Raw genomic sequence first — 22,798 nt, forward strand, 5'->3', positions numbered from 1 at the left:
ATATTGATGCAAATTACTTTTCTGACTTTTGACGGGACGCCTTACACGGTTGATGCGGATGAAGGGATGACGGCGATGGAAGCGGCAATTAATAATGGTGTCGACGGCATTGAAGGTGATTGCGGCGGTAACTGTAACTGTGCGACCTGTCATGTGTTTGTTGATCCGAAATGGAGTGGGCAGGTAGGCGAAGCCTCGCCGATGGAAGAAGCTTTGCTGGCTTCGCGATCGGACCTGGCGGAAAACAGTCGTCTGGCTTGTCAGATTGAACTGGTAGCGGAACTGGACGGACTGGTATTGCAGATGCCGGAATCGCAATTCATTTAACACATTATTTTCACTTTAACAGCAGTTTTTAAGGAGCTGATTTTGGAAGGGATTAAACATCATTTTGTAGAAAAGGCTGCGCCGCCGGCATCACCTTATCATCACGCGGTGGAAGCAGCTGGCTGGCTGCATGTTACCGGTCAATTGCCTACCGACCCGAAAGATCCGAAAGCACCTTTACCGGATGATATTCAGGCGCAGACGAAGCTGGTATTCGAGAATCTGCAATTGATTCTCGAACATGCCGGTTACACCTTCGACAATGTTATGTTTCTACGTATCTACATGACGCATTTCAAACGCGATTTCCATGCAATGAACGAGATTATTATCGGGCATTTCAAAGAAGAATATCTGCCGGGTCGTACGACTTTCGGCGTGGCCGAGTTAGGGCGGGATGCGCTGGTGGAAATCGACTTGGTTGCCTATAAAAAGCCGGTTGACTGATATGAGTGACGCTGGCGTAGTAATTATCGGAGCAGGGCAGGCCGGAGCAACCGTCGCTAGCGGTCTGGCACAGGCCGGTTATCAGGGTTCGATTACGCTGATCGGTGAAGAATCCTATGCACCCTATCAGCGACCGCCTTTATCCAAGGGGTTCATCAACGGCGATACCGGAATCGAAGGTCTATTGGTCAAGCCGGAATCCTATTATGCCCAGAAGCACATACAATTGATAAAAGGCTGTCGAGTGCAGTCTATTCAACCGGGAAGCTATAGTGTGCAATTGGATAACGGTGAACAACTGAGCTATGGCTCTTTGGTACTCTGCACCGGTTCAAGACCGCGTGCTCTGTCGATTAAAGGCGCCGATTTGAAGTATGTGTTTTCATTGCGCAACATCGATGATGCACAGGCGATTAAAGACGCCTTGCCTGAGAAGGGGCGTCTGGTGATTGTCGGTGCCGGTTATGTCGGATTGGAGCTGGCGGCATCCTGTGTGAAACAGGGCCTGACAGTGACAGTGCTGGAACGCGCCGCTCGTGTGATGGAACGCAGCGCATCGCCTCAGGTGTCGGAGCATTATCGCGCCATGCACGAAGCGGCAGGTGTGAATATTGTGTGTGACGTGAATGTGCTTGCCTTGCAAGGCGAGCAACAGGTGACGGCGGTCGAAGTCGAGGATGGCCGCGTCTGGCCCGCGGATGTGGTAGTGATTGGTGTCGGAGCCGTTGCCAATACCGAACTGGCTCAGTCTGTCGGCTTGCAGTGCGATGACGGTATTCTGATCGATGATCAGTGTCGCAGCAGTATTGAAAGCATCTACGCAGCCGGGGATTGTACTCGCCAGACTCACGCGTTATTACAGAAATCCTTGCGGCTGGAGTCGGTTCAGAATGCGACCGCTCAGGCGCGTATGATTGTCGCTCATATGATGAATAAACCGGCGCCGCGTAGCGAAGTGCCCTGGTTCTGGTCCGACCAGTTCGATGTCCGTTTACAGATTGCCGGCATTGTGCAGCCGGATTATACCCCCATTCTGCGCGGCGATCCCGACAGCGGCAGTTTCAGCGTTTTGCATATGCTGGACGATCGGTTACAGGCGCTGGAAGGGATAAACCGTCCAATGGATTTCACGCTGGGGCGAAAGCTGATCAGTGAACAAATTCAGGTAAATACGGATTCCCTTATGGATGAAAGTATTCCCCTGTATCCTCCGCCTGTGATGACCAAGTCTGGCTAAGCTTCTGTCACCAATGGGTGGTCACTTAAAAATGGCCGCCCCAGCTCCATTTTGAATGGAATCTCTTTAGTTGGGACTCAGTCCTTATCTCAATATTTTGGCTATCATGCCTTAATGGTTTTCTCTCGATAACTCGCATCTCTTTATTATTTCTCATAATGAATCTTTTTTTCTTTACAAGATATATTTGTTTTGGCAATATAAATTCGGTTTCAAGCTAAAAAGTTTTGTTTACACAATAACTTAACAGCGGGTTGGTATTTTTCTGTAATGCGGAAAGCAAGTGAAAAAAGTACACCTTTTCAGTCTGGATTTTGGTTCTACAACAAGCTGCGCAATGTTGGTCGAAGCCTATCTGGAAAAAAATCAGGTGACTGGAAAAATGTATTTTGAGAATCCCTGCATCGTTTACAAGTCCGAACCCGTTTTTACCCCGGTGGAAAACGATAAGGTAAATGAAATAAAGATAGGACAATATCTGCAACAGTGGCTCTCCGAGTCTCGGGTGGAAAAAGAGCAACTTTTCTCCGGCGGCGCGATCTTTACCGGATTGACGGCCAAGAAAGCCAATGTTGAGCAGATTGCCAGCCAAGTGGATAAATTCATCGGGCCTACCATTGCCAACACCATCGACGATCCTAATCTGGAATCCTGGCTGGCTTACTTGGGGAATTTTTCCTACAGTACCTTTGGCGACCAAGCGGTGTTGAATCTGGATATTGGCGGCGGCACCACCAACCCGGCGATTGGAATCGGCAAGAGCGTTTTATCAACCGGTTGCTATGCGATAGGCGCCAGACACTTTCAATTCGAACCCGGCTCCTACCTCCTTACCGCTCTGAGCGAGAGTGCGCAAGAAACATTGCAACAGCTGAATTTGAATTATCAGATCGGTGACACCGTCTTGACCGGAGATATCGAAAAGATTTGTGACTTTTACGTGGCGCAGCTTAAACGAATTAAACTGGGTCAATCTGCTTGCCAGCATTTGATCGAAGTACCGCTTGAAGTAAAAACGCCGGTAGACAAAGTACTTCTGTCGGGCGGGGTTGGAGAAGTCTACTACGATTTCCTTCGTTCCGGGGAATTGCCACCCACTACTTATTTTGGCGATCTGGGAGTGGATCTGGTCAAAGCCATTTTGCGCTCCAATCTTTTGCAGCATCAGGAGATACTTCCCAAAGAGAGCGGCCGCGCCACGGTCTACGGGATGGCACTCTTTAACACCGATATTTCCGGCTCAACCGTTTTTCTCGACCATCATACCGAGTTGCCACTGAATAAAATTCCCATTATCGGCTCCATTCGAATGGATACAGAGCAAAGCCCTACCTTTCTTGAGCAGCTGAAACAATTGCTTATGACTCAGATAAAAGTCGGCGGAGCTCTGTTTCTGGATTGGAATACCGCTTCGGTTACCGAGTTACGGGGTTTCGGCAAATTACTGCGAGAATTGATTAATGAGATCGTGTCAGATACCTCATTCAACATTCAAAAGCCGTTGATTTTCTTTGTTCCCGACGATGTTGCACTCACTTTTGGAAATTACCTGACCCAATGGCGTGAATGGACATTTCCAATCTTCATTATTGACGAAGTACCGCATAAAGACGCTTCTTTCGTCAATATCGGACGTAAACAACATCATGTCGTCCCGGTTTCATTCCACGGCATTCATCAAATGCGAGGCCTTTATGCGTAAACTGCAAGATATTTTCGTACCTTATCTCAAAGCACCCTTAGCTTATACTTTCAATTTTGAAGGCGAGGTTTTCTCTTTTCCGAACCTGAAAGTTTTGTTGGGAAAGGCGGATTACCCGAAGGCTGGAGATAAAAATGCCGGTCTCTGTGCCAAATCGGAAGTGGAAAGAGAGGCGGCCCGCAGCGTACTATCGGATTTGAGCATTCAGCACCTTTATGACAACCCCCTCTCCGTCAACGATCGAGTCGATGAAGTCATGAGAGTGAACTACGACATTGATCTGGACAAATTCAAATCCATAGCCCATCTGACGTTGGGAGAACTAAAAGACCATCTGATGGCCAGTGACGGAGATGAAATCAAAGCGGTCGGTCGCGCCTTGACCGGAGTAATGGCTTCCGCTCTAGCAAAGTTGTGCGACACTCATGAACTGATCTATATCGCTTCCAAAGTTGAAAATGCCAACAAGGCCAGAACCCTTCTTGGAACCCGTGGCACTCTGTCGTCGCGTTTGCAGCCTAACCATCCAACCGATGACCTGAACAGTATCGCCTTGCTGGTTTATACCGGTCTGTCGATGGGGTCCGGAGACGCTTTACTGGGCGTGAATCCCGCTAACGAAAATGTTGACACCATCAGCACCATTTACCGGGTTCTGGATGATATTCGTCGTAAAACCGGTGCGCCTACTCAGATATGCGTGCTGTCGCATGTCAAAACCGTGATGCAATGTCTGCTCGACGGCGCTCCGGTGGAGATACTTTTCCAGAGTCTTGCCGGCACCGAAAGCACCAACTTGACCGAATTCGATATTTCCGTACAAACGCTGGATGAAGCCTATCAGCTGGTTCAGGAAAAAAGTCCGTTGATTCAGGAAAACCCCGATGCCCGTTGCATGTATTTTGAAACCGGCCAGGGCAGCGAATACACCTACGGCAAACATGACGGTATGGACATGACTACCTGCGAAGCTCTATGTTACGGTCTGGCTCGTCGTTACGATCCGTTTATGGTGAATAATGTCACCGGCTTTATCGGCCCGGAAACCCATGTCGATAACTTTGAAATGATCATTTCCAACCTGCAGGATCATTTCATGGGCAAACTGCTTGGCCTGCCTATGGGCATGGCCCCCTGTTATACACTGCATTCGCAGATCACTCTGGAAGGTCAGCAGATGGCCACCCAACTGCTCACTTCGGCCGGAGCCAACTATTATATGGCAGTGCATCTGAATACCGATCGTATGCTCGCTTACTTTGATACCAGCGGGCACGACGATCAAACCATGCGTGAAATCCATAACCGTACTACGGCCCCGGAATTCACAGAATGGGCGATCAAACTCGGTATTTTTGAACAGAAAGAAGACGGTTCGGTTATCCGCGGACCTAACTGGGGAGACCCGAGCATTTTTATTTCCAAACAGGAAATCGAAGAACTGAAAGAATCGACTCCGGTCATGCACGATTTTGCCAATGCCGGACCGAGACCGATCAATCGTGTAAGTCGGGAAGTTAAAATGAATCAGGCTTACGCGCGGGATGCCATATACAAGGAATTGGAAGCGGAGCGACTACAGCAAAAGTATCACACTTTGATGTTGCAGACGCTGGCGGAAGACAAGCATGCCTATCTGAATGATCCGGAACTCGGTTCACGCCTGAATCCGACATCTGTAGAAACACTTTTAAAAACGAAAAGCAGCGACAAAATTGATGTGCAGATTGTGATTTCCGACGGTTTGAGCGCCAATGCAGTTCACGCCAACATTGATTCTCTGTTGGAAGTAATTACCGACGGCCTGAAGGCTCAAGGACTCTCTCTCGGACAAACCATAACAGTCAATTACGGTCGGGTAAAACTGGCGGATCATATTGCAGAATTAGTAAACCCCGAAATCATTGTTTACCTGATTGGCGAACGTCCTGGTGGAACCGCGGCAGCGACCAAAAGCCTGTCCTGTTACTACTGTTACAATCTGTCTGACCCGACTTCTCAAAAAGCCGCCGCCGAATTTTCAGGACACTCCGATATTCGCTATGAATATTCCGTGCTATCCAATATTTACGAAAAAGGCTTGTCTCCGATTGAAGCCGGAAGCGTGATTGTCGAAACCGTTAAAAGTATGAAAACTTATAAAGCGGCCGGAAACCGTCTGGAATCGCTAAGTAATAAAGAAAAGCGAGTCATGCCCATGTCAGGCTGAAATTCTCAATAAAGCCTATGTTTGACAGTTCATGGCTAAATTGATCGCCTAGTTTCAGCAGATATAAAAAAACCGAGCTGAAACTCGGTTTTATTTGAATTTGGTGGAGCTGGGGGGAGTCGAACCCCCGTCCGCAAAGCCGCCATCTAAAAATCTACATGTTTATTTGGTCTATTAATTTAACTTGGATGCTGCCCGACCAGCAGGGATCACACCAAGCGAGTTTGTCAGTTTAATGCAGACTACCCAAACACGCAGCCAACACGATCCTTTGTAAGTCGATACAGGCTAGGGGCCAAAGGCAACGGGCCCAGCCTGCACTAGCGGGATTAAGCCGCTAGAGCGTAGTTATCGTCGTTTGCAACTATAACAAAATGAACTAAGATTTACGTGCATCGTCCAGGCACGACATGCATTTTAAACTTTGAACTCCCCGTCGAAACCAGTACAGCCCCAAGTCTTCGCTAACTTACTCTGTAAATAAGCAGCCATATATTATAAACCAAAAATGAAAAATAAGCCGATATTTCCTAATGCTTCGGCCAGAAAAGCCGATCTCTTCTTTATGGCTGCAAAAGTTTGTTCCTAATGAACAAAAACTTTTTGGTTGTGAAATTTTAGTGTCATTGCTATAAAGATAAATTAGGATTAATCCTTAATAGCTGAATTTAGTCGAGTTAAAGAAATAGCCTATGGAAAATTGGACGGGTGGTGAAACCGGGCTGCAAGAGCGGGTTTCCAATTTAGTATTGAATTTCATAATTGTTTTTAGCGTGCCGATATTTACTTTATTGGCGCTCTATAACTTTATGCATTCTCAGCTGGGCTTTATGGCATTCTTCATTGCCATCGCTGCCGGATTGACAGCGGTTTATCTGCAGTTGAGAAAGGGGCGTCCGGTTGAGCAGATGGTACAGGTTTCTCTGGCGCTGCTGTTCGCCGTTTATTTCTTGACTGTTGCCCAGTCGGATATGCATACAGGTGCGCTCTATTGGGCTTTTGCCTTGCCTTTAATCGTGGTTATCTTAACACCGGTTTTCTGGACGTTAATTTGGTTGGCTGTTCTTCTTATAGGGATTATTGCTCCGTATGCAATGGCTAAATTCGGTTTATTCGAGGCGCGCTTCGACTCTGAAGTGATCGCGTTCTTTATTATCGCCAACGCGGCAATCGCTTTGTTGACCTACTACATTAAAGAGTTATTTATCGAATCGCAGATCTCCTTGACCCGCAGCAAGCAGGCTTTGGAAATGAATAAACGCATGATCGATCAGAAGATTCCGATTGTGCGCCTTGGTTTCGATTGCAGCATTCAAAAGCCGAACCAGGCGTTCTGTGAGTTAACCGGTTATTCAGAAAAAGAGTTGACCGGGAAGAGTTTTACCTTCTTAAAGCTGGCCGAGCTTGGCGATCTTTCGCAAAATCATGATTTCATTCTCGACCTGTGCGACGGTAACTGGCATGGCGAATTATATGGTCACAAAAGGAATGGTAAAGAGTATTGGGTTAAAGCAAGTTTGAAAGAGTCGTATGATTCTCAATTCAAGAAAGACGGCATGTTAATGCTGTGCGAAGATGTCACCGATCACCAATTACTTGAACGCCAGGCGAACTACGACCAGCTAACCGGTGTTTATAATCGTCGTATGTTTGACGAATTAACCCGTCGTGCGATTATGGATTTTCAACGTTACCGCGAGCCGATCTGTCTATTAATCACCGATATTGATCACTTCAAACGTGTGAATGACGAGTTCGGCCATCATTTCGGTGATGAAATTTTGAAAGGGATGGCCGAGGTCCTGTCCGCCAATCTTCGTAAAACCGATACGGTTGCCAGATGGGGTGGGGAGGAATTCGCTGTATTGTTGCCGAAGGCCGATGTTCATCAAGCGCACGATATTGCCGATAAACTACGTCGGATGATCGAGAAAGAGAAGTTTTATGAAGGCTTCCATATCACGGCCAGTTTTGGCGTGACGGAGTTGAGAATCGATGAGAGTGCCGACGATTGGTTTCGACGTGCCGACAGTGCTCTCTATGACGCCAAAGAGAGTGGACGAAACCGCGTCTGTTTTGCCTAGCCTCTGTTAAAGCATACATAAAAAAGCCAAGCATTTAGCTTGGCTTTTTTGTGGGCAAACTGCCGAAAGCAGTCTTGTTATCAGCGAGTCATTTTCATGATACGCTGCTTTTCGCGGTTCCAGTCGCGTTCTTTTTCGGTCGCACGTTTGTCATGAAGTTTTTTACCTTTTGCCAGACCGATCGAAATTTTGACCCTGCCTTTGGACCAGTGCAGGTTCAAGGGGATCAAGGTATAGCCTTTCAGATCGATCATGCCGATCAGACGGTCGATCTCACGGCGGTGCATCAGTAGTTTACGCAGTCTTAAAGGATCGTTGCTTGTATGGGAGGACGCCGAAATCAGAGGTGTTATCAAGGCTCCGAATAGCCAGGCTTCATTGTTTTTCAACAGGATGTAGCTTTCGTTGAGCTGAATCTTTCCCTGGCGCAAGCTTTTTACTTCCCAGCCTTCAAGGGCGAGCCCGGCTTCGTATTCTTGCTCGATAAAGTAGTCAAAACGCGCTCTTTTATTGACGGCGATACTGTTCGAGTTTTCTTTCTTATTTGTTTTTTTTGCCATGCTTTTGAAATTCGAGAATCATTTTTTGGAATGGCGCCTATTATAGCGACATCCTCGGCTTAGTCGATAATTAGTGCATTATTCGTCGCGCAACTCTCGGTCGATTACGCAGAATTCAAGCACATTTTCCGGCGCAAAACTCTTTAGGCGCTCGCTATCGAAGCTGAATTTATGTACACGGCTGTTTGGAGAGAAGAGTTCAAACTCCAGAGGTTTGCCGGTTTTAAGAGCCTGTTTGAGCTGTTTGAAGAAACGGCGGCTGTTATCGTCGCTGTTTTTGCTGGTAAAAGACGGCATGTCCTTGAAATAAAACTCAAAATGAAAACTCATCGACAGCAGGTCCGGTGTGTTCGGTACATCGGCTTTGAACAGCGGAGTCAGATTGCGTGTCTGGCCGCCGACGGCGATATCATAATTCTCACTGTCTCCGTCGACAGAGACTTTTAAGCGCTGTTCGTCGTGATAGATAAATCCGCCTTTGGCGAACTTTTTGGAACGATTGGTCAGGGAACCGTCGGAATTTTCCAGATATTTTTGCTCTTCGAGAAATTGCACGCTGAAATTGGTTGAATAGTTCAGACAGCGGAAAAAATAGCTCTGCTGTTCGGCAAAGTTTTTCGGAGCGAAGATTATCTGCGCGCGGGTGACTTCATCACTGAAATCGTCGGCTTCGTATTGCAGCATCCAGGTATCGACGGGTTTGTCTTGGAAGCTGCGTTCGTTTTCACTGTAATCGGAGGCGCTTACCGGGCCGGTTATGCATAAACCTAAAGCGAAAAGGCTGGTTTTCAAGTTGCGGCGCTTTGCTGACAAAATATTGGTAAACATAATATATTCTCCGATTTACGTAGCAAGGACAGGGGTTCAATTGTAACAATATCTTGAAGACTTTGCGTTTGAATGCTGAGCGTGAAAGTTTTGCGTCTCTGTTATAATGTGCAGCCTTTAAAGATGAATGCTTGCGAGCGCTGAATTTTCCTGCCGGCTCCGACTAAAAGAAGGTTTTCATGAAAAAAATAGCCCGAACGGCCCTGTTGCCTTATTCCGCCAAGCAGATGTACGATCTGGTGAATGATGTTGCACGTTATCCGGAGTTTTTGCCATGGTGCGGGGGCTCGGAAGTCCTGTCCGCAACCGACAGCTATATGGAAGCCAGTGTGACAATTGCCAAAGCCGGTATTAAGCAGACTTTTCAAACGCGGAACCATCTGGTTCCCGGGCAACGCATAGAAATGCAGCTGATAGAAGGTCCTTTCAAATATTTGAGGGGAGAGTGGCAGTTTAAAGTGCTGGATACGGATGCGTGTAAAATCCTGTTCGAAATCGAATTTGAAATGAGCAGCGGTTTGTTAAGTGCCGCAATCGGTCCTATTTTTGAACAGATTGCTTCGACACTAGTCGACTCTTTCTGCGAGAGAGCCAAGCAGATTTACGTTTAAGGAAAAACGGAACGGATATGTTGATTGAAATTGCTTATGCGCTTGAGGAAGAACAGTTCCTTTGGCAGCAAGAGGTTGAAGAGGGGTGTACGATCGAGCAGGCGTTGGCGGTGTCCGAATTTAAAAAGCGTTTTCCGCAAGTGAACGACGACAAAGTTGGAATTTTCGGCAAGCTGGCATCGAAAGATACCGTTCTCCGAGAAGGTGATCGTATTGAGATATATCGACCTTTGAAGGCTGATCCTCGAGATCGTCGCCGTCAGAAGGTCGAAGAAGAGCGCCAGGGCTCTAAGTAAAACAGCGTGAGAATCGGCTGAGGGACTGGATTTTAGTTGCCCCAGAAGCCGCGGTCTTTGATGATCTGTTTCTTGGCGGCACTGCGTTTCCAGCTTTTCAACATCTGATCTTCATCAAACTCCAGATCCAGATGTTCGCTGATTCCCGCATAAATATCCCCTTCGGTACTGAAGAAAATATACTCCCAATGATCCGGTTGAAAAGCGTCCTGACCCATTGGCGGCCCAAGCAGTTGGCGTACTTGATCTTTAGTCAGTCCTTCCTGAAGGTACTGTAATGACTCGGTAGTCATAACGTTGCCTTGGGTAATCGGCGGTTTGTACGGTGACAGCCAAGAACAGCCGCTACTCAATAGCAATGCGCAGATTAAACCCAATGAGCTCAATGTTTTAACTGGAAGGTTGAATGTCTGATTGGAATTTAATGGAGAATCGAATCTTTTCATTTCGTTTTAGCTATTGATGAGTTTTAGGGTATTATACACACTAATTGCGATTACAAAATCTTAGAAAGGCGATTATTATTCCTAAATCGGCTTGGAAAAAGAGAACTCTACTTGGTGGATCGCAGACAAATAAGATAGAGGACAATTTGAGGTAGCTATGAGCGGAGCGGAGCTAAAAAAAGTTGGATTGAAAGTCACTTTGCCAAGATTGAAAATTCTGGAAATTTTGGAAAGTGCCGGCGAAGATCACCATCTTTCTGCTGAAGACGTATATAAGATTTTATTGGAACAAGGTGAAGAAGTCGGATTGGCTACCGTCTACCGAGTTTTGACTCAGTTTGAGCAAGCGGGGATTGTTCGTCGCTTGAACTTTGAGAATAATATTTCGATTTTTGAATTGGACACCGGCGATAACCACGATCATATCGTTTGTATCAAAAGCGGGCGTGTTAAAGAGTTTGTCGATCCGGTTATCGAAGAGAGAATTCAACAGATTGCTAAAGAAAACGGCTATGAATTATCCGGTCACAGTTTGGTAATCTATGGTGCCTTAACCGAAGAGTGCTGAGCACGGCTTTAAACTGATTGGTCAGTTTAAAGAAAATGGTTAGTAAAAACGGCCCGTCGGATTTTTCGGCGGGCCGTTTTTGTTTTAGGGGTGGGGTGGTGTCTTATTAGGCTTAGGCTTTTTTAGCTTGTGCGACCTTTAACATCTCTTCGGCAAGTGCCAGGGTTTGTTCGGTAATTTCCATGCCGCCGGCCATGCGCGCCAGTTCTTGAATACGCTGTTGAGAATCCAGTTCTCTAACTTGTGTAAAGGTTTTTCCGTCGCGACTCTGTTTTTCGATGAACAGGTGCTGATCACCGTGTGCGGCAACTTGTGCCAAGTGGGTGATGGAAAGAATCTGCTTGTCATTGCGACCCAAGGTTTGTAATTTTTCCCCGACAATCTCGGCAATGCCTCCACCGATTCCGACGTCCACCTCATCAAAGATCAGGGTCGGCAGTTGAGTGACTTCCGCTGTGGCGACCTGTATCGACAGACTGATACGGGAAAGCTCACCGCCGGAGGCGACTTTTGCAAGCGGTTGCGGCGGTTGTCCCTGGTTGGCGCTAACGAAAAATTCCACCTTGTCGATCCCTTTGGCGGAGACTTTTTCCGCTTCGCTGATGCGCACTTCAAAACGGCCGTTTTGCATGCCGAGCTGATGCATGCCGTCGGTAATCGCTTTGGAGAGGGCAAGAGCCGCTTTATGTCTCGTCTTGCTCAGTGATTGAGCCGATTTCAGGAAGTTTTGCTCTGCTTGTTCGGCCTCTTGCTGCAGTTGGTTCAGATATTGATCGCCTTGCTCTATTTGCGCCAGATCGCCTTCAATCTGTTTCTGCTTACCAAGCAGATTCTCCGGCTCCAAATGGTATTTTTTCGCCATGGCGTACAATTCTCCAAGGCGGTCTTCCACTTCCTCAAGCTGTGCCGGGTCCAATTCGATGTTCTCCGCATAAGATAACAGTTCGCCGGCAGCATCCTGTGCATCGATTAAAGCGCTCTGCAAGGGCTGCAAAACCGACTGCAGCGCTGGAGCGAAGGCAATAATGGATTCCAGATTGTGGATGGCCAGATTTAACTGATGCGATGCACCGTCCTCACCTTCGATGGCTTGATAAGCGTTATGGCAAGCGAGTTTGATTTCGTTGGCATGCGAGAGCTCTTTTTGTTGTTCGGACAGGGTTTGGTATTCATCCGTTTGCGGTGCCAGCTGTTCGAATTCCTGCTGCTGAAAGCTTAGCAGCTCCAGTCGGGCTTGCAGTTCCTGTTGTTTTTGACGTTCGCCTTGCAGCGCTTTTTGCTTGTGCTGCCACTGCTTGTAATGGGTTTGTGCGCTTTCCAGTTGTTGCGGCTGATTGCTGTAGGCGTCCAGCAGTTCCAGTTGTTTGCTACTTGAGGTGAGCGACTGGTGTTCGTGCTGGCCGTGGATGTCGATCAGCATCGGCGCCAATGTTTTCAAAAGGGTCAGCGGCACCGCTACACCATTGATATAGGCTTTGGAGCGGCCTTCCTGGTTGACGGTACGGCGTAATAGACAGTGCAGTTCGCTATCGAGTTCCTGTTCTGCAAGCCAATTCTGTACTTCAGGTAGATCGCCGATGTCGAATAGTGCCGTCACGTCGGCACGATTGCAGTCGTGGCGAACTAAAGAGCTGTCGGCACGATCCCCAAGAGCTAGTCCAAGGGCGTCTAGAAGAATGGATTTCCCGGCACCGGTTTCCCCGGTGAGACTACTGAAGCCTTTTGCAAAGTTTAGGCGTAGTTGTTCGATTAGAGCCAAATTTTGGATAGATAATTCGACTAGCATGACACTCTCTTAATTCATGTCCGCAGTTGAGCGGACTTGGCCGTTGGTATAAATAATTTCAGTTGTTTCGACGAGGTTAGAACTTGTCGCCCCAACGCAGTTTGGCACGTAATAGTTCAAAATGATCGTGACCTTTCGGATGGATCATTTTAATGAATTTTGTGTGCCGAGTAACGGTTGTGTGATGCTCGGTATCAATATGATGCGTCAGCTGGCCGTCGCAGATAATGTGCGCCGAACCGTTGCAGTTTTTGTGCGGACGGATTTCTACCGTGCTGGAACCCGGAATCACATACGGGCGGGTGCTCATGGTATGTGGGTTGATCGAGACCAGGCTCAGTACATCCAGACGCGGGTCGAGAATTGGGCCGCCGGCCGACAGAGCGTAAGCGGTTGAGCCGGTCGGAGTGGCGATAATCATGCCGTCGGATCTTTGGCTGTTTAGCAGACGGCCGTCGACCATGGTTTCAAACTCGATCATGCGCGGCGATTCGGTTTTGTGTATGACGACATCGTTGAAAGCCAACTGATCAAACTCGATCTGACCGTTTTTTTCGATGGTGACATGGATCAGATTGCGGTGTTCGCTTTCGTAAATACCGTTCATGACTTCGTCGATTGTGGTCAGCATTTCGGACGGGGAGATGTCGGTCAGGAATCCCAGGCGTCCCAAGTTAATGCCGAGTATCGGAATCTCTTCGTCGACGATCGAGCGGGCAACATCCAGAAAGGTACCATCGCCGCCAACAACGATTGCCACATCGATGTGTTCCGCCAGTTGGCCGCGATCCATAGTTTCGATGCCGTAGCGGTCACACGGAAAATCCCGGCACGAAGCGGAATCGAGCAGCACATATTTGTTTCTTGCTACCAGATGGCGCACTAATTTATCGATGTGCTCCCAGCTTTCGATTCCGTTGTATTTGCCAAAAATTCCGACACGTTTAAACATTTACTCTCTCCCTGAGCGGGTTCGCATTGAAAAGGCTTGAATAAGCGCCCAAGCAAATTATAATTTAGCACTCTAGGGCTTAGAGTGCTGATCGAAGGTTTTTGAAACGCTCAAGCCGTCGATCAAATGTTTTCAATTAAACCCTGTTGAAGTTAAACGAACGATTGCCATGTTAAATGACCGTTATCAGCTTTTATTTCGCAGTCTCATGGGATTATACCTAAATGAGGGTAAGCCGGTAGGCTCAACTGCGCTTGCGAAATTGCCGGAAGTCGGCCTGAGCTCTGCGACCGTACGCAATGTGATGGCCGATCTGGAGAGGATGGGGCTGATTAAGGCGCCGCATACCTCCGCCGGACGGATACCGACTCAGAAGGGCTATCGCTTCTTTGTCGATTCGATTGCAACTTTTAATCTGCCGAATGACGATTATGCAACTTCGGTTCGTTCCGCTTTGGAAAACGATCTTAATCAGGATGCGCTTCTGCAGGGCGCTTCACGGGTGCTTTCTGGTGTGACCGGTATGGCCAGTCTGGTATTGATGCCGAAGAAAGAGAGCGAAGTCCTTAAATACATCGATTTTATTCCGCTTTCCGAGAGTCGCATTCTCGTGTTACTGGTTTTTAACGACCGCGATGCGCAAAACCGTATCGTCGAGTTGGATCGGCCGTTTAACGCCGATGAGTTGCAAAAGGTCGCGCGCTTTTTAAATGAATATTGTGGCGGTAAAACTTTGGATCAGGCCCGAGAATTTTTGGTGTCGAGAATGTCGCAGATTCGAGAAAGTGCCAATGAATTGATGATGTCGGTGATTTCGGCTACCGACCGGGTTTTACAGAATCAGGTCCAACAAACCCTGCCGTTTCTGGTGATGGGTAAGACCAAGTTGCTGAATTATCAGGAGTTGGCGGATTCGGAGAAGTTAAAAGCGCTGTTTCAGGCATTCGATCAGCACAACAATATCTTGGGGCTGCTGGATAAAAGTATGCAGGCGAAAGGCGTGCAGGTGTTCATCGGTAACGAGTGCGGCAGCGACATTTATCAGGATTGCAGTATCGTTACCCGCCCGTATGAGGTGGAAGGTGAAATCCTCGGGGTGCTTGGAGTTGTGGGTCCTTCACGTATGGACTATCAAAAAGTGGTTCCGAAAGTGGACGTCACGGCAAAAATTTTAGAATCGCTCTTGAAAAAATAACGATCATCCCTACAAAACATAGCAAATTTTCAATTGTTGGAAGCCGGGTGTCATCAGCCCGATTTTCGGCAGTTTTAGCAGATTTAATTTTAAGAACATAGGAAGTAAGTTTGTGAGTGAGAAAAACTTGTCTGAAGAGCAAATCCCAACGGTAGATTCTGCAACAGAAGAAATGCAGGAAGAGACGTTGGAGCAGGTGGAAGAAGCGGTTAGCGAAGATATCAGCGCTTTATTGGACGAGGCCCGCGAAGAAGCCTCCAAGCACAAAGATATGGCTTTGCGTTTGCAGGCGGATATGGAAAACCTGCGTCGTCGTACGCGTTTGGATATCGAAAGCGCACATAAATATGCTTTGGAAAAATTTGTGGATGCTTTGTTGCCGGCAATGGATTCTATGGAAATGGGAATCCAGGCGGCGGCACAGGATGGTGCAAACATTGAAAATATCCGTGAAGGGGTGGAAATGACCTTTAAGCAGATGATTGACGTTTTACAGAATTTCAATGTTGAACGCATCGATCCGAAAGGCGAAAAGTTTAACCCTCAGGATCATGAGGCTTTGACGATGATTCCGTCGCCTGAGCATGAATCGCAGACTGTGGTTGATGTCATTCAAAAGGGTTACAAGCTGAACGAGCGTCTGGTGCGCCCGGCACGAGTCATTGTTGCGCAATAAAAACAGAAAAAATTGCGAAAAATTGTTTTACAAGGCTTGAAACAGTTAATTCGAACCCTATAAACAGCTCAAGCGAAATTAAATTATTGAATATCGATTTCCGGCTCAGGCCTGAGATCAAACAGTTTTGGAGAAAGAACAGATGGCTAAAATCATTGGTATCGACTTAGGAACGACTAACTCTTGTGTCGCCGTAATGGAAGGCAAAGAAGTTAAGGTTATCCCGAATGCGGAGGGTGCGCGAACTACGCCTTCAATCGTTGCTTACACTGACGACGAAATTTTGGTTGGTGATACAGCAAAACGTCAGGCTGTGACTAACCCTGAAAACACCCTGTTTGCGATCAAGCGTCTGATCGGTCGTCGTGCTGACGATGCGGTTGTGGCGAAAGATAAAGACATGGTGCCATACGCGATTGTTGCGGCTGACAACGGTGATGCCTGGGTTCAGGTTAAAGACAAGAAGTTGTCGCCTCAGGAAGTGTCTGCACGTACTTTGATTAAAATGAAAAAGACTGCTGAAGATTATCTCGGACATGAAGTAACCGAAGCGGTTATCACGGTTCCTGCATATTTCAACGATGCGCAGCGCCAAGCGACAAAAGATGCCGGTAAAATTGCTGGTTTGGAAGTTAAGCGTATTATTAACGAGCCGACTGCCGCCGCACTTGCTTACGGTATGGATAAAGTTAAGAGCGACAGCAAAATCGCGGTTTACGATTTAGGTGGTGGTACTTTCGATATTTCGATTATCGAAGTAGCCGATCTGGACGGTGAAAAGCAGATCGAAGTTCTATCGACCAATGGGGATACTTTCCTGGGCGGTGAAGACTTCGATAACGTGATCGTTGATTACATTGCAACCGAATTCAAAAAAGATCAAAACGTTGATCTGAAATTGGATAAGTTGGCGTTGCAGCGTGTACGTGAAGCGGCAGAAAAAGCGAAAATCGAACTTTCTTCCCGCGAGCAGACCGATATCAACCTGCCATACGTAACAGCGGATGCGACCGGTCCTAAGCACTTGAACATGAAAATTACTCGTGCCAAATTCGAATCTCTAATCGAAGATCTGGTTAAGCGTTCTATCGAGCCTTGCCGTATTGCATTGAAAGATGCGGGGCTTTCAGCTTCTGAAATCGATGATGTAATCCTGGTTGGTGGTTCAACTCGCGTACCGATGGTTCAAGCAGCGGTTAAAGAGTTCTTCGGTAAAGAGCCGCGTAAAGACGTTAACCCTGATGAAGCGGTTGCGATGGGTGCAGCGATTCAAGGTGGGGTTCTATCCGGCGATGTTAGCGATGTTCTTCTACTTGACGTTACTCCGCTTTCACTTGGTATCGAAACCATGGGTGGAGTTATGACCAAATTGATCGAGAAAAACACCACTATCCCGACTCGTAAGTCGCAAGTGTTCTCGACAGCGGAAGACAATCAGTCTGCGGTAACCATCCACGTGCTGCAAGGTGAGCGTGAAATGGCGTCCGGTAACAAGTCTCTAGGTCAATTCAACCTGGACGAAATTCCGGCTGCACCACGCGGTATGCCGCAAATCGAAGTGACTTTCGATATCGATGCTAACGGTATCTTGAACGTTTCTGCGAAAGATAAGAACACCGGTAAAGAGCAGCATATTACTATCCAGGCATCTTCAGGTTTGTCTGAAGAAGAGATCGAAGCGATGGTGAAAGATGCCGAAGCGCATGCTGAGGAAGATGCCAAGCTGAAAGAGTTGGTTGAAGCTCGTAACCAGGCGGATGCTATGGTTCACGCAACCAATAAAATGATCAAAGATGCCGGTGATGCGGTAAGCGAAGCTGAGAAAGCTCCGGTAGAAGAAGCGATCAAAGTTGTTGAAGAAGCCATTAAAGGTGACGACAAAGCGAAGATCGAAGAATCTGTTCAGAAGCTGATGGAAGCGAGTCAGGCGATTGCTCAAAAAGCGCAAGCCGGACAGCAAGCCGGTGGCGAAGAAGCTCAGCCGCAAGGTTCGAGCAAAGCGGATGACGATGATATCGTAGATGCAGAGTTTGAAGAGGTTAATGACAATAAGAAATAATTTTGTCTAGCGCTTAGCTTCGTTTAAGCGGTCAACTTCGGTGTCGGGAAATGGTTGGCTACTATTTTTAGCTTCACATTTCCCTCTTGGAATCTGACATACTTAAACAGTGCTACCCACTGACAAAAAGATTGTCATTACATATAAGCGCGAAGTAAAGAAAGGTATAAGACTTTTCCTAGCTTCGTGCTTTTGTGTTTAAATACCGCCAAATTTAATTGTTCATAAAGTTATTAAACGAAAGCTCATAATTGTTATGTGCGTTTTGGTTTATTAATTTTGTTATTTCCCTAAACACACAAAGCCAAAGAATAGAATATGTCGAAAAGAGATTATTATGAGGTTCTTGGAGTTTCCAAGAGTGCTTCGGATGGTGAAATCAAAAAAGCTTACCGTAAACTGGCGATGAAGTATCATCCGGATCGTAATCCGGATGATAAGGAAGCCGAGGATAAGTTCAAAGAGGCTTCCGAAGCCTACGAAGTATTGTCCGATGCGCAGAAGCGTGCAACCTATGATCAGTTCGGGCATGCCGGGTTGGACGGACAAGGCGGCGGCCATGGTGGTTTCGGCGGCGGATTTGGTGGTTTCGGAGATATTTTCGAAGACCTGTTCGGCGGCGGTTTCGGCGGTGGACGTCGTGGTCCTCAACCGGGGAATGATTTGCAGTATGAACTGGAAATTTCTCTGGAAGAAGCGGTAGCCGGTACAACGGTTGATATCCGTATTCCGACTAAAGACCTTTGTGATGCCTGTGATGGAACTGGAGCTGAAGCGGGTAGTGATGTCGAAACCTGTCCGACCTGCCACGGTGCCGGTCAAGTTCGCATGCAGCAAGGTTTTTTTGCGGTAAATACCACCTGTCCGACCTGTCACGGTAGTGGAAAAATCATCAAGACACCTTGTAAGAAGTGTCATGGCGAAGGTTATGTGCACAGCCATAAGACTTTGTCGGTCAAAATCCCGGCGGGTGTTGATAACGGTGACCGAATTCGTCTTCAAGGTGAGGGGGAAGCGGGTGAACCGGGTGCGCCGCGCGGAGATCTGTACGTTCGTGTTCGCGTTAAACCGCATTCAATTTTTAAACGTGATGGAAATACGCTTTACTGTGAAATTCCGCTAAGCTTTACTACCGCAGCTTTGGGCGGCAGTGTTGAAGTGCCGACACTTGGCGGGCGTGCAACCTTGAAGATTCCGGCAGGAACACAATCCGGACAGCGTTTCAAGATGGCCGGCAAGGGTGTGAAATCGGTTCGATCTTCATATGCAGGCGATATGATTGTATTGGTGCATATTGAAACTCCGGTGAAGTTAACCGCGCGTCAGAAAGCGCTTTTGGAAGAGTTCGACGAAACTCTGAAAGGCAAGCATCAGAAACAGCACAGTCCGAAAACCCACAGTTTCTTTGACTCCGTTAAATCGTTTTTTACCGGAGAAGATAAGGATGATGGCTCCGACGGGCCGTGGAAGTAACGTCCGCTGATAACGACTAAGAAGAGAGATATGGAATGAGAGTAGCCATTATCGGTGCCTCCGGGCGCATGGGGAAAGCGTTGATTGATGCGGTCAATCAAACGGAAGGTTTGAGTGTTTCGGCGGCAATTGCCCGTCCTGAAAGCTCCTTGATCGGCGCCGATGCCGGAGAAATTGCCGGAATCGGTAAAATCGGTGTGGCTCTGGTCGGTTCGATTGAGGAGGTGGTGAATGATTTTGATGTATTGATCGACTTTACTACGCCCTCGGCGACGGTTCATAATCTGGGCGTCTGTGTGGAGCATGATAAGAAAATCGTTATCGGCACTACCGGTTTTGATGATGTGGGTCTGGCGGCAATTGACGCGGCAGCACAGAAAATTGCTGTGATTTTTGCAGCCAACTTTTCAGTCGGCGTTAACCTGTGCCTGAAGCTGCTGGCGCAGGCCGCTGCGGTTTTAAACGAAGGCTACGACATTGAAGTTATCGAAGGGCATCATCGTCACAAAGTCGATGCGCCGTCCGGTACGGCTTTGAGAATGGGGCAGGTTGTGGCCGATACCTTGGGTCGCGACTTAAAAGAGTGTGCGGTTTACGGACGTGAAGGGATTACCGGTGCGCGTGATCCGAATACCATCGGTTTTGCCACCGTGCGTGCCGGTGATATTGTCGGCGATCATACCGTGCTATTCGCTACTGAAGGTGAGCGTGTCGAGATTACTCATAAGGCGTCCAGCCGTATGACTTTTGCCAAAGGGGCTGCGAGATCTTGTTTGTGGTTGTCCGATAAAAACAGTGGTTTATTTGATATGCAGGATGTGTTGAACCTGAGATAAATTGCAGATTTTCGTTCAAAATCCAGTCGTTTTTAAAAGCCTTTTGAGCCTTGTATCAAAAGGTTTTTTTGTTTTTGCTAGTATGGAAGTTGAAGGTAAATAGGGAAATTCTGTATTTACAATAGAAAAAAACTATTGTTAGAATGGTGGCGTTTTGAAATTTAAGGTAGCTTTAAGCATTTATGAGAAGAATTTCTTGTGTCGTTCTGGGGCGAGTGCTATTGCTATCCTCCAGTGTGTTATTAAGCGCTTGCATTAATCCTACTGCAACAGATGATCAGTCAACCGATCAGGCGCAGTTTTCTCCAGGTATTCTCTCTCCTGTATATACTCAGGAAGGTGTTCAAGCTCCAACGGCGGCTCAGGATACGGCCGCAAGTTCCCTGGTTGTTTCTGCTCTCCCTGGGCAGGCCTCTAATACGCCTCACGCAACCAGAACTCTATCCGAAAAAACACCGCAGCAAAGTAAAGCCCGTACTGAAGCGATTGGTTCGGATGTGACGATGTTGCAAAGCGTCAGTGTCCGTGCCGAGAAAGAGGGTGAAGTAGAGTCGGATGAAGGTGCGGGAATTATTCCGCAAACATCGAATTTAGGAAAGATAAATTCGGATGTCGTGCTTTACTCGCGAATGATGCAGGATCGTCTGCAGAACCTGAAATCGGCTTTAATGAAGATTTACGGTAAGTGGAAGGGAACTCCGTATAGATGGGGCGGAGCTTCCAAAAAGGGAATCGACTGTTCGGCTTTTGTTCAGACCGCTTTCCGTTCCGCTTTTAAATATGACTTGCCAAGAACGACACAGACGCAGATCCAGGTCGGGCTTTACGTTAAGAAACAGGATTTAAGAGTTGGCGATGTACTGTTCTTTAAAACCGGACCACACCAGTTTCATAACGGCATCTATCTCGGCAATAACGAGTTTATGCATTCTTCGACGACGTATGGAGTGAAAATTTCCCGTCTGGATTCCCGCTATTGGCAAAAACGTTACATCAAAGCACGCCGTTTTTTAAATAGTTTCGAGGCAATGTAAAACCCTCTCTGAAAGATCGATAAAATTCAGTGCTTGCAAACAGGAGTGAATGGATTGCAATGATCTATTGGTTCCAGCCGAATAAGTCCCCTTTATTTATAGACAAAAAATGCCAAATCAAGTAAAATCCGCGTAATTAATTTTTGTGACTAAAATTAAGCAATTACTGCTTTACGGGGTATAGTGCGGAGATGGCATTTGTCATTTAGCAAAGAAGAACGGAGTGAGTCCCTTTCGGGGGACTGACTCCGTTTTTTTATATAGGCACTCGGAAAAGTCGGCTTAATTTTACTCTGGGCTCATTTGGATGGACGAATCGATGACACAGGCTTTGCTTGCATTAGAAGATGGCACCCTGTTTTGGGGGATTTCACTAGGCGCGGAAGGAGAGACAGTCGGTGAGGTAGTGTTTAACACTGCGTTAACCGGTTATCAAGAGATCCTGACCGACCCTTCTTATTTCAAACAGATTGTTACTTTGACCTACCCGCATATCGGGAATGTCGGGGTGAATGCGGAAGATGAAGAATCTCCGCGCATTATGGCTCAGGGATTGATCGTTAAAGATTGTCCTCCGTTGATCAGTAACTTTCGTGCCGAAAAAAGTCTGCCTGAATATCTGCAAGAACAAAACGTAGTGGCCATTGCCGACATCGATACACGTAAGCTAACCAGAATTTTGCGTGATAAAGGCGCTCAGTCTGGCGTAATTATCGCCGGTGATGCTATCGATGCTGAAGAAGCGGTTAAGAAAGCGCAGGCTTTCAGCGGTTTGAAAGGGATGGATCTCGCCAAAGAGGTGACGACTGCCGAAGCGTACGAATGGAGCGAAGGAACCTGGAAACTGGGACAAGGTCATGTCGACAAGTCCTCAGAGCAGGCTTTTCATGTCGTTGCTTATGATTACGGTGTTAAGCGCAATATTCTGCGCATGTTGGCAGATCGCGGTTGCCGCTTGACGGTTGTTCCGGCCAAAACTCCTGCGGAAGAAGTTTTGGCCATGAATCCGGACGGTGTTTTCCTGTCCAACGGTCCGGGTGATCCTGAGCCGTGTGACTATGCGATCGAAGCCATTCGGTCGGTATTGGAAACCGAAGTGCCGGTTTTCGGAATTTGTCTTGGTCATCAGCTGCTGGCTTTGGCCTCCGGAGCACAAACCGTCAAAATGAAATTCGGTCATCATGGTGCCAACCATCCGGTTCAGGATATCGAGAGCGGTAAGGTGATGATCACTTCACAGAACCACGGTTTTGCGGTTGACGAAACGACCTTGCCGGCCAATCTGCAAGCAACGCATAAATCTTTATTTGACGGTTCTTTGCAAGGGATTTCCCGTACTGACAAGCGTGCTTTCAGTTTCCAGGGGCATCCGGAAGCAAGCCCAGGTCCGCATGATGTGGCACCGTTGTTTGATCTGTTTATTGAAAATATGAAAGTCGCCAAAGGCGCATAACGATAGTTTAGTAGGAATT

At 47.4% G+C, this 22,798-nt stretch carries 21 protein-coding genes and 1 other RNA gene; 16 read left to right on the top strand and 6 right to left on the bottom strand.

The genetic code is table 11. The features are described 5' to 3' along the window. Positions 1–6 precede the first annotated feature (6 nt). The 5 genes from H8792_RS05925 to eutB all read left to right on the top strand — a co-directional run bounded on the left by H8792_RS05925 (position 7) and on the right by eutB (position 5,922). Complete coding sequence (locus H8792_RS05925) at positions 7–327, top strand: 2Fe-2S iron-sulfur cluster-binding protein (RefSeq protein WP_228766969.1); 321 nt, start codon at positions 7–9, stop codon at positions 325–327. A 42-nt stretch (positions 328–369) separates the two neighbouring features. Then, complete coding sequence (locus H8792_RS05930) at positions 370–774, top strand: RidA family protein (RefSeq protein ID WP_185978023.1); 405 nt, start codon at positions 370–372, stop codon at positions 772–774. Between the two features lies 1 nt (position 775). Beyond that, positions 776–2,011, top strand: a complete 1,236-nt coding sequence (locus tag H8792_RS05935; protein WP_185978024.1) for an NAD(P)/FAD-dependent oxidoreductase — start codon at positions 776–778, stop codon at positions 2,009–2,011. Positions 2,012–2,294: 283 nt separating this feature from the next. Further along, positions 2,295–3,713, top strand: a complete 1,419-nt coding sequence (locus tag H8792_RS05940) for an ethanolamine ammonia-lyase reactivating factor EutA (RefSeq protein ID WP_185978025.1) — start codon at positions 2,295–2,297, stop codon at positions 3,711–3,713. Continuing rightward, positions 3,706–5,922, top strand: a complete 2,217-nt coding sequence (gene eutB, locus H8792_RS05945; protein ID WP_185978026.1) for an ethanolamine ammonia-lyase subunit EutB — start codon at positions 3,706–3,708, stop codon at positions 5,920–5,922. The genes H8792_RS05940 and eutB overlap by 8 nt, the downstream gene beginning before the upstream one ends. A 101-nt stretch (positions 5,923–6,023) precedes the next feature. Here eutB and ssrA read toward each other — a convergent pair. Continuing rightward, positions 6,024–6,377, bottom strand: a transfer-messenger RNA (tmRNA) gene (gene ssrA / locus H8792_RS05950). Between the two features lie 237 nt (positions 6,378–6,614). On the opposite strand from ssrA, the gene H8792_RS05955 reads away from it, so the two are divergent. Then, the gene (locus tag H8792_RS05955; RefSeq protein ID WP_185978027.1) at positions 6,615–8,006 is read left to right on the top strand and encodes a sensor domain-containing diguanylate cyclase; all 1,392 of its coding nucleotides are present in this window, start codon (positions 6,615–6,617) and stop codon (positions 8,004–8,006) included. A gap of 80 nt (positions 8,007–8,086) precedes the next feature. Here H8792_RS05955 and smpB read toward each other — a convergent pair whose 3' ends face one another. Both smpB and H8792_RS05965 read right to left on the bottom strand, forming a co-directional pair. Next, positions 8,087–8,566 (bottom strand): SsrA-binding protein SmpB, encoded by a 480-nt coding sequence (gene smpB / locus H8792_RS05960; protein WP_185978028.1) that lies wholly within the window; start codon positions 8,564–8,566, stop codon positions 8,087–8,089. Positions 8,567–8,644: 78 nt separating this feature from the next. Continuing rightward, positions 8,645–9,394 carry a hypothetical protein gene (locus tag H8792_RS05965; RefSeq protein ID WP_185978029.1) on the bottom strand — a complete coding sequence of 250 codons (750 nt, stop codon included), beginning with the start codon at positions 9,392–9,394 and terminating at the stop codon, positions 8,645–8,647. A gap of 179 nt (positions 9,395–9,573) precedes the next feature. On the opposite strand from H8792_RS05965, the gene H8792_RS05970 reads away from it, so the two are divergent. After that, a complete protein-coding gene (locus H8792_RS05970) occupies positions 9,574–10,005 on the top strand; it encodes a type II toxin-antitoxin system RatA family toxin (protein ID WP_185978030.1) in 432 nt (143 codons plus the stop codon). Between the two features lie 17 nt (positions 10,006–10,022). Continuing rightward, a complete protein-coding gene (locus tag H8792_RS05975) occupies positions 10,023–10,301 on the top strand; it encodes an RnfH family protein (RefSeq protein ID WP_185978031.1) in 279 nt (92 codons plus the stop codon). A 32-nt stretch (positions 10,302–10,333) separates the two neighbouring features. Here the strand turns inward: H8792_RS05975 and H8792_RS12580 are convergent, their stop codons facing one another. Next, positions 10,334–10,594, bottom strand: a complete 261-nt coding sequence (locus H8792_RS12580; protein WP_228766970.1) for an outer membrane protein assembly factor BamE — start codon at positions 10,592–10,594, stop codon at positions 10,334–10,336. Positions 10,595–10,904: 310 nt separating this feature from the next. Here H8792_RS12580 and fur point away from each other — a divergent pair, with 310 nt between their 5' ends. Beyond that, positions 10,905–11,315 (top strand): ferric iron uptake transcriptional regulator, encoded by a 411-nt coding sequence (gene fur, locus H8792_RS05985; protein ID WP_185978033.1) that lies wholly within the window; start codon positions 10,905–10,907, stop codon positions 11,313–11,315. A 112-nt stretch (positions 11,316–11,427) separates the two neighbouring features. Here fur and recN read toward each other — a convergent pair whose 3' ends face one another. Beyond that, a complete protein-coding gene (recN, locus tag H8792_RS05990) occupies positions 11,428–13,101 on the bottom strand; it encodes a DNA repair protein RecN (protein WP_185978034.1) in 1,674 nt (557 codons plus the stop codon). A 76-nt stretch (positions 13,102–13,177) separates the two neighbouring features. After that, positions 13,178–14,053 (bottom strand): NAD(+) kinase, encoded by an 876-nt coding sequence (locus H8792_RS05995; protein ID WP_185978035.1) that lies wholly within the window; start codon positions 14,051–14,053, stop codon positions 13,178–13,180. Between the two features lie 169 nt (positions 14,054–14,222). Here H8792_RS05995 and hrcA point away from each other — a divergent pair, with 169 nt between their 5' ends. The 7 genes from hrcA to carA all read left to right on the top strand — a co-directional run bounded on the left by hrcA (position 14,223) and on the right by carA (position 22,779). Next, a complete protein-coding gene (gene hrcA, locus H8792_RS06000) occupies positions 14,223–15,248 on the top strand; it encodes a heat-inducible transcriptional repressor HrcA (protein WP_185978036.1) in 1,026 nt (341 codons plus the stop codon). Positions 15,249–15,360: 112 nt separating this feature from the next. Continuing rightward, a complete protein-coding gene (gene grpE, locus H8792_RS06005; RefSeq protein WP_185978037.1) occupies positions 15,361–15,924 on the top strand; it encodes a nucleotide exchange factor GrpE in 564 nt (187 codons plus the stop codon). 142 nt (positions 15,925–16,066) lie between these two features. Continuing rightward, entirely contained in the window at positions 16,067–17,983 is a 1,917-nt protein-coding gene (dnaK, locus tag H8792_RS06010; RefSeq protein WP_185978038.1) for a molecular chaperone DnaK, read from the top strand. A gap of 318 nt (positions 17,984–18,301) precedes the next feature. Further along, positions 18,302–19,456 carry a molecular chaperone DnaJ gene (gene dnaJ / locus H8792_RS06015; protein ID WP_185978039.1) on the top strand — a complete coding sequence of 385 codons (1,155 nt, stop codon included), beginning with the start codon at positions 18,302–18,304 and terminating at the stop codon, positions 19,454–19,456. A gap of 35 nt (positions 19,457–19,491) precedes the next feature. Then, positions 19,492–20,292, top strand: coding sequence for a 4-hydroxy-tetrahydrodipicolinate reductase (gene dapB / locus H8792_RS06020; RefSeq protein ID WP_185978040.1), 801 nt, complete (start codon positions 19,492–19,494; stop codon positions 20,290–20,292). Between the two features lie 182 nt (positions 20,293–20,474). Then, positions 20,475–21,326 carry an NlpC/P60 family protein gene (locus tag H8792_RS06025; protein ID WP_185978041.1) on the top strand — a complete coding sequence of 284 codons (852 nt, stop codon included), beginning with the start codon at positions 20,475–20,477 and terminating at the stop codon, positions 21,324–21,326. Between the two features lie 307 nt (positions 21,327–21,633). Continuing rightward, complete coding sequence (gene carA / locus H8792_RS06030; RefSeq protein ID WP_228766971.1) at positions 21,634–22,779, top strand: glutamine-hydrolyzing carbamoyl-phosphate synthase small subunit; 1,146 nt, start codon at positions 21,634–21,636, stop codon at positions 22,777–22,779. The last annotated feature ends 19 nt before the right edge of the window (positions 22,780–22,798 follow it).

It is taken from the genome of Thiomicrorhabdus heinhorstiae (assembly GCF_013391765.2).
GTDB classification, from domain to species: domain Bacteria; phylum Pseudomonadota; class Gammaproteobacteria; order Thiomicrospirales; family Thiomicrospiraceae; genus Thiomicrorhabdus; species Thiomicrorhabdus heinhorstiae.

Coding starts and splice junctions, on each gene's coding strand:
- H8792_RS05955 (WP_185978027.1), top strand. CDS start 6,615: ATGGAAAATTGGACGGGTGGTGAAACCGGGCTGCAAGAGCGGGTTTCC.
- H8792_RS05975 (WP_185978031.1), top strand. CDS start 10,023: ATGTTGATTGAAATTGCTTATGCGCTTGAGGAAGAACAGTTCCTTTGG.
- H8792_RS12580 (WP_228766970.1), bottom strand. CDS start 10,594: ATGACTACCGAGTCATTACAGTACCTTCAGGAAGGACTGACTAAAGAT.
- H8792_RS06025 (WP_185978041.1), top strand. CDS start 20,475: ATGAGAAGAATTTCTTGTGTCGTTCTGGGGCGAGTGCTATTGCTATCC.
- smpB (WP_185978028.1), bottom strand. CDS start 8,566: ATGGCAAAAAAAACAAATAAGAAAGAAAACTCGAACAGTATCGCCGTC.
- H8792_RS05965 (WP_185978029.1), bottom strand. CDS start 9,394: ATGTTTACCAATATTTTGTCAGCAAAGCGCCGCAACTTGAAAACCAGC.
- recN (WP_185978034.1), bottom strand. CDS start 13,101: ATGCTAGTCGAATTATCTATCCAAAATTTGGCTCTAATCGAACAACTA.
- H8792_RS05970 (WP_185978030.1), top strand. CDS start 9,574: ATGAAAAAAATAGCCCGAACGGCCCTGTTGCCTTATTCCGCCAAGCAG.
- carA (WP_228766971.1), top strand. CDS start 21,634: ATGGACGAATCGATGACACAGGCTTTGCTTGCATTAGAAGATGGCACC.
- dnaJ (WP_185978039.1), top strand. CDS start 18,302: ATGTCGAAAAGAGATTATTATGAGGTTCTTGGAGTTTCCAAGAGTGCT.
- fur (WP_185978033.1), top strand. CDS start 10,905: ATGAGCGGAGCGGAGCTAAAAAAAGTTGGATTGAAAGTCACTTTGCCA.
- dnaK (WP_185978038.1), top strand. CDS start 16,067: ATGGCTAAAATCATTGGTATCGACTTAGGAACGACTAACTCTTGTGTC.
- H8792_RS05925 (WP_228766969.1), top strand. CDS start 7: ATGCAAATTACTTTTCTGACTTTTGACGGGACGCCTTACACGGTTGAT.
- dapB (WP_185978040.1), top strand. CDS start 19,492: ATGAGAGTAGCCATTATCGGTGCCTCCGGGCGCATGGGGAAAGCGTTG.
- H8792_RS05935 (WP_185978024.1), top strand. CDS start 776: ATGAGTGACGCTGGCGTAGTAATTATCGGAGCAGGGCAGGCCGGAGCA.
- hrcA (WP_185978036.1), top strand. CDS start 14,223: ATGTTAAATGACCGTTATCAGCTTTTATTTCGCAGTCTCATGGGATTA.
- H8792_RS05995 (WP_185978035.1), bottom strand. CDS start 14,053: ATGTTTAAACGTGTCGGAATTTTTGGCAAATACAACGGAATCGAAAGC.
- eutB (WP_185978026.1), top strand. CDS start 3,706: ATGCGTAAACTGCAAGATATTTTCGTACCTTATCTCAAAGCACCCTTA.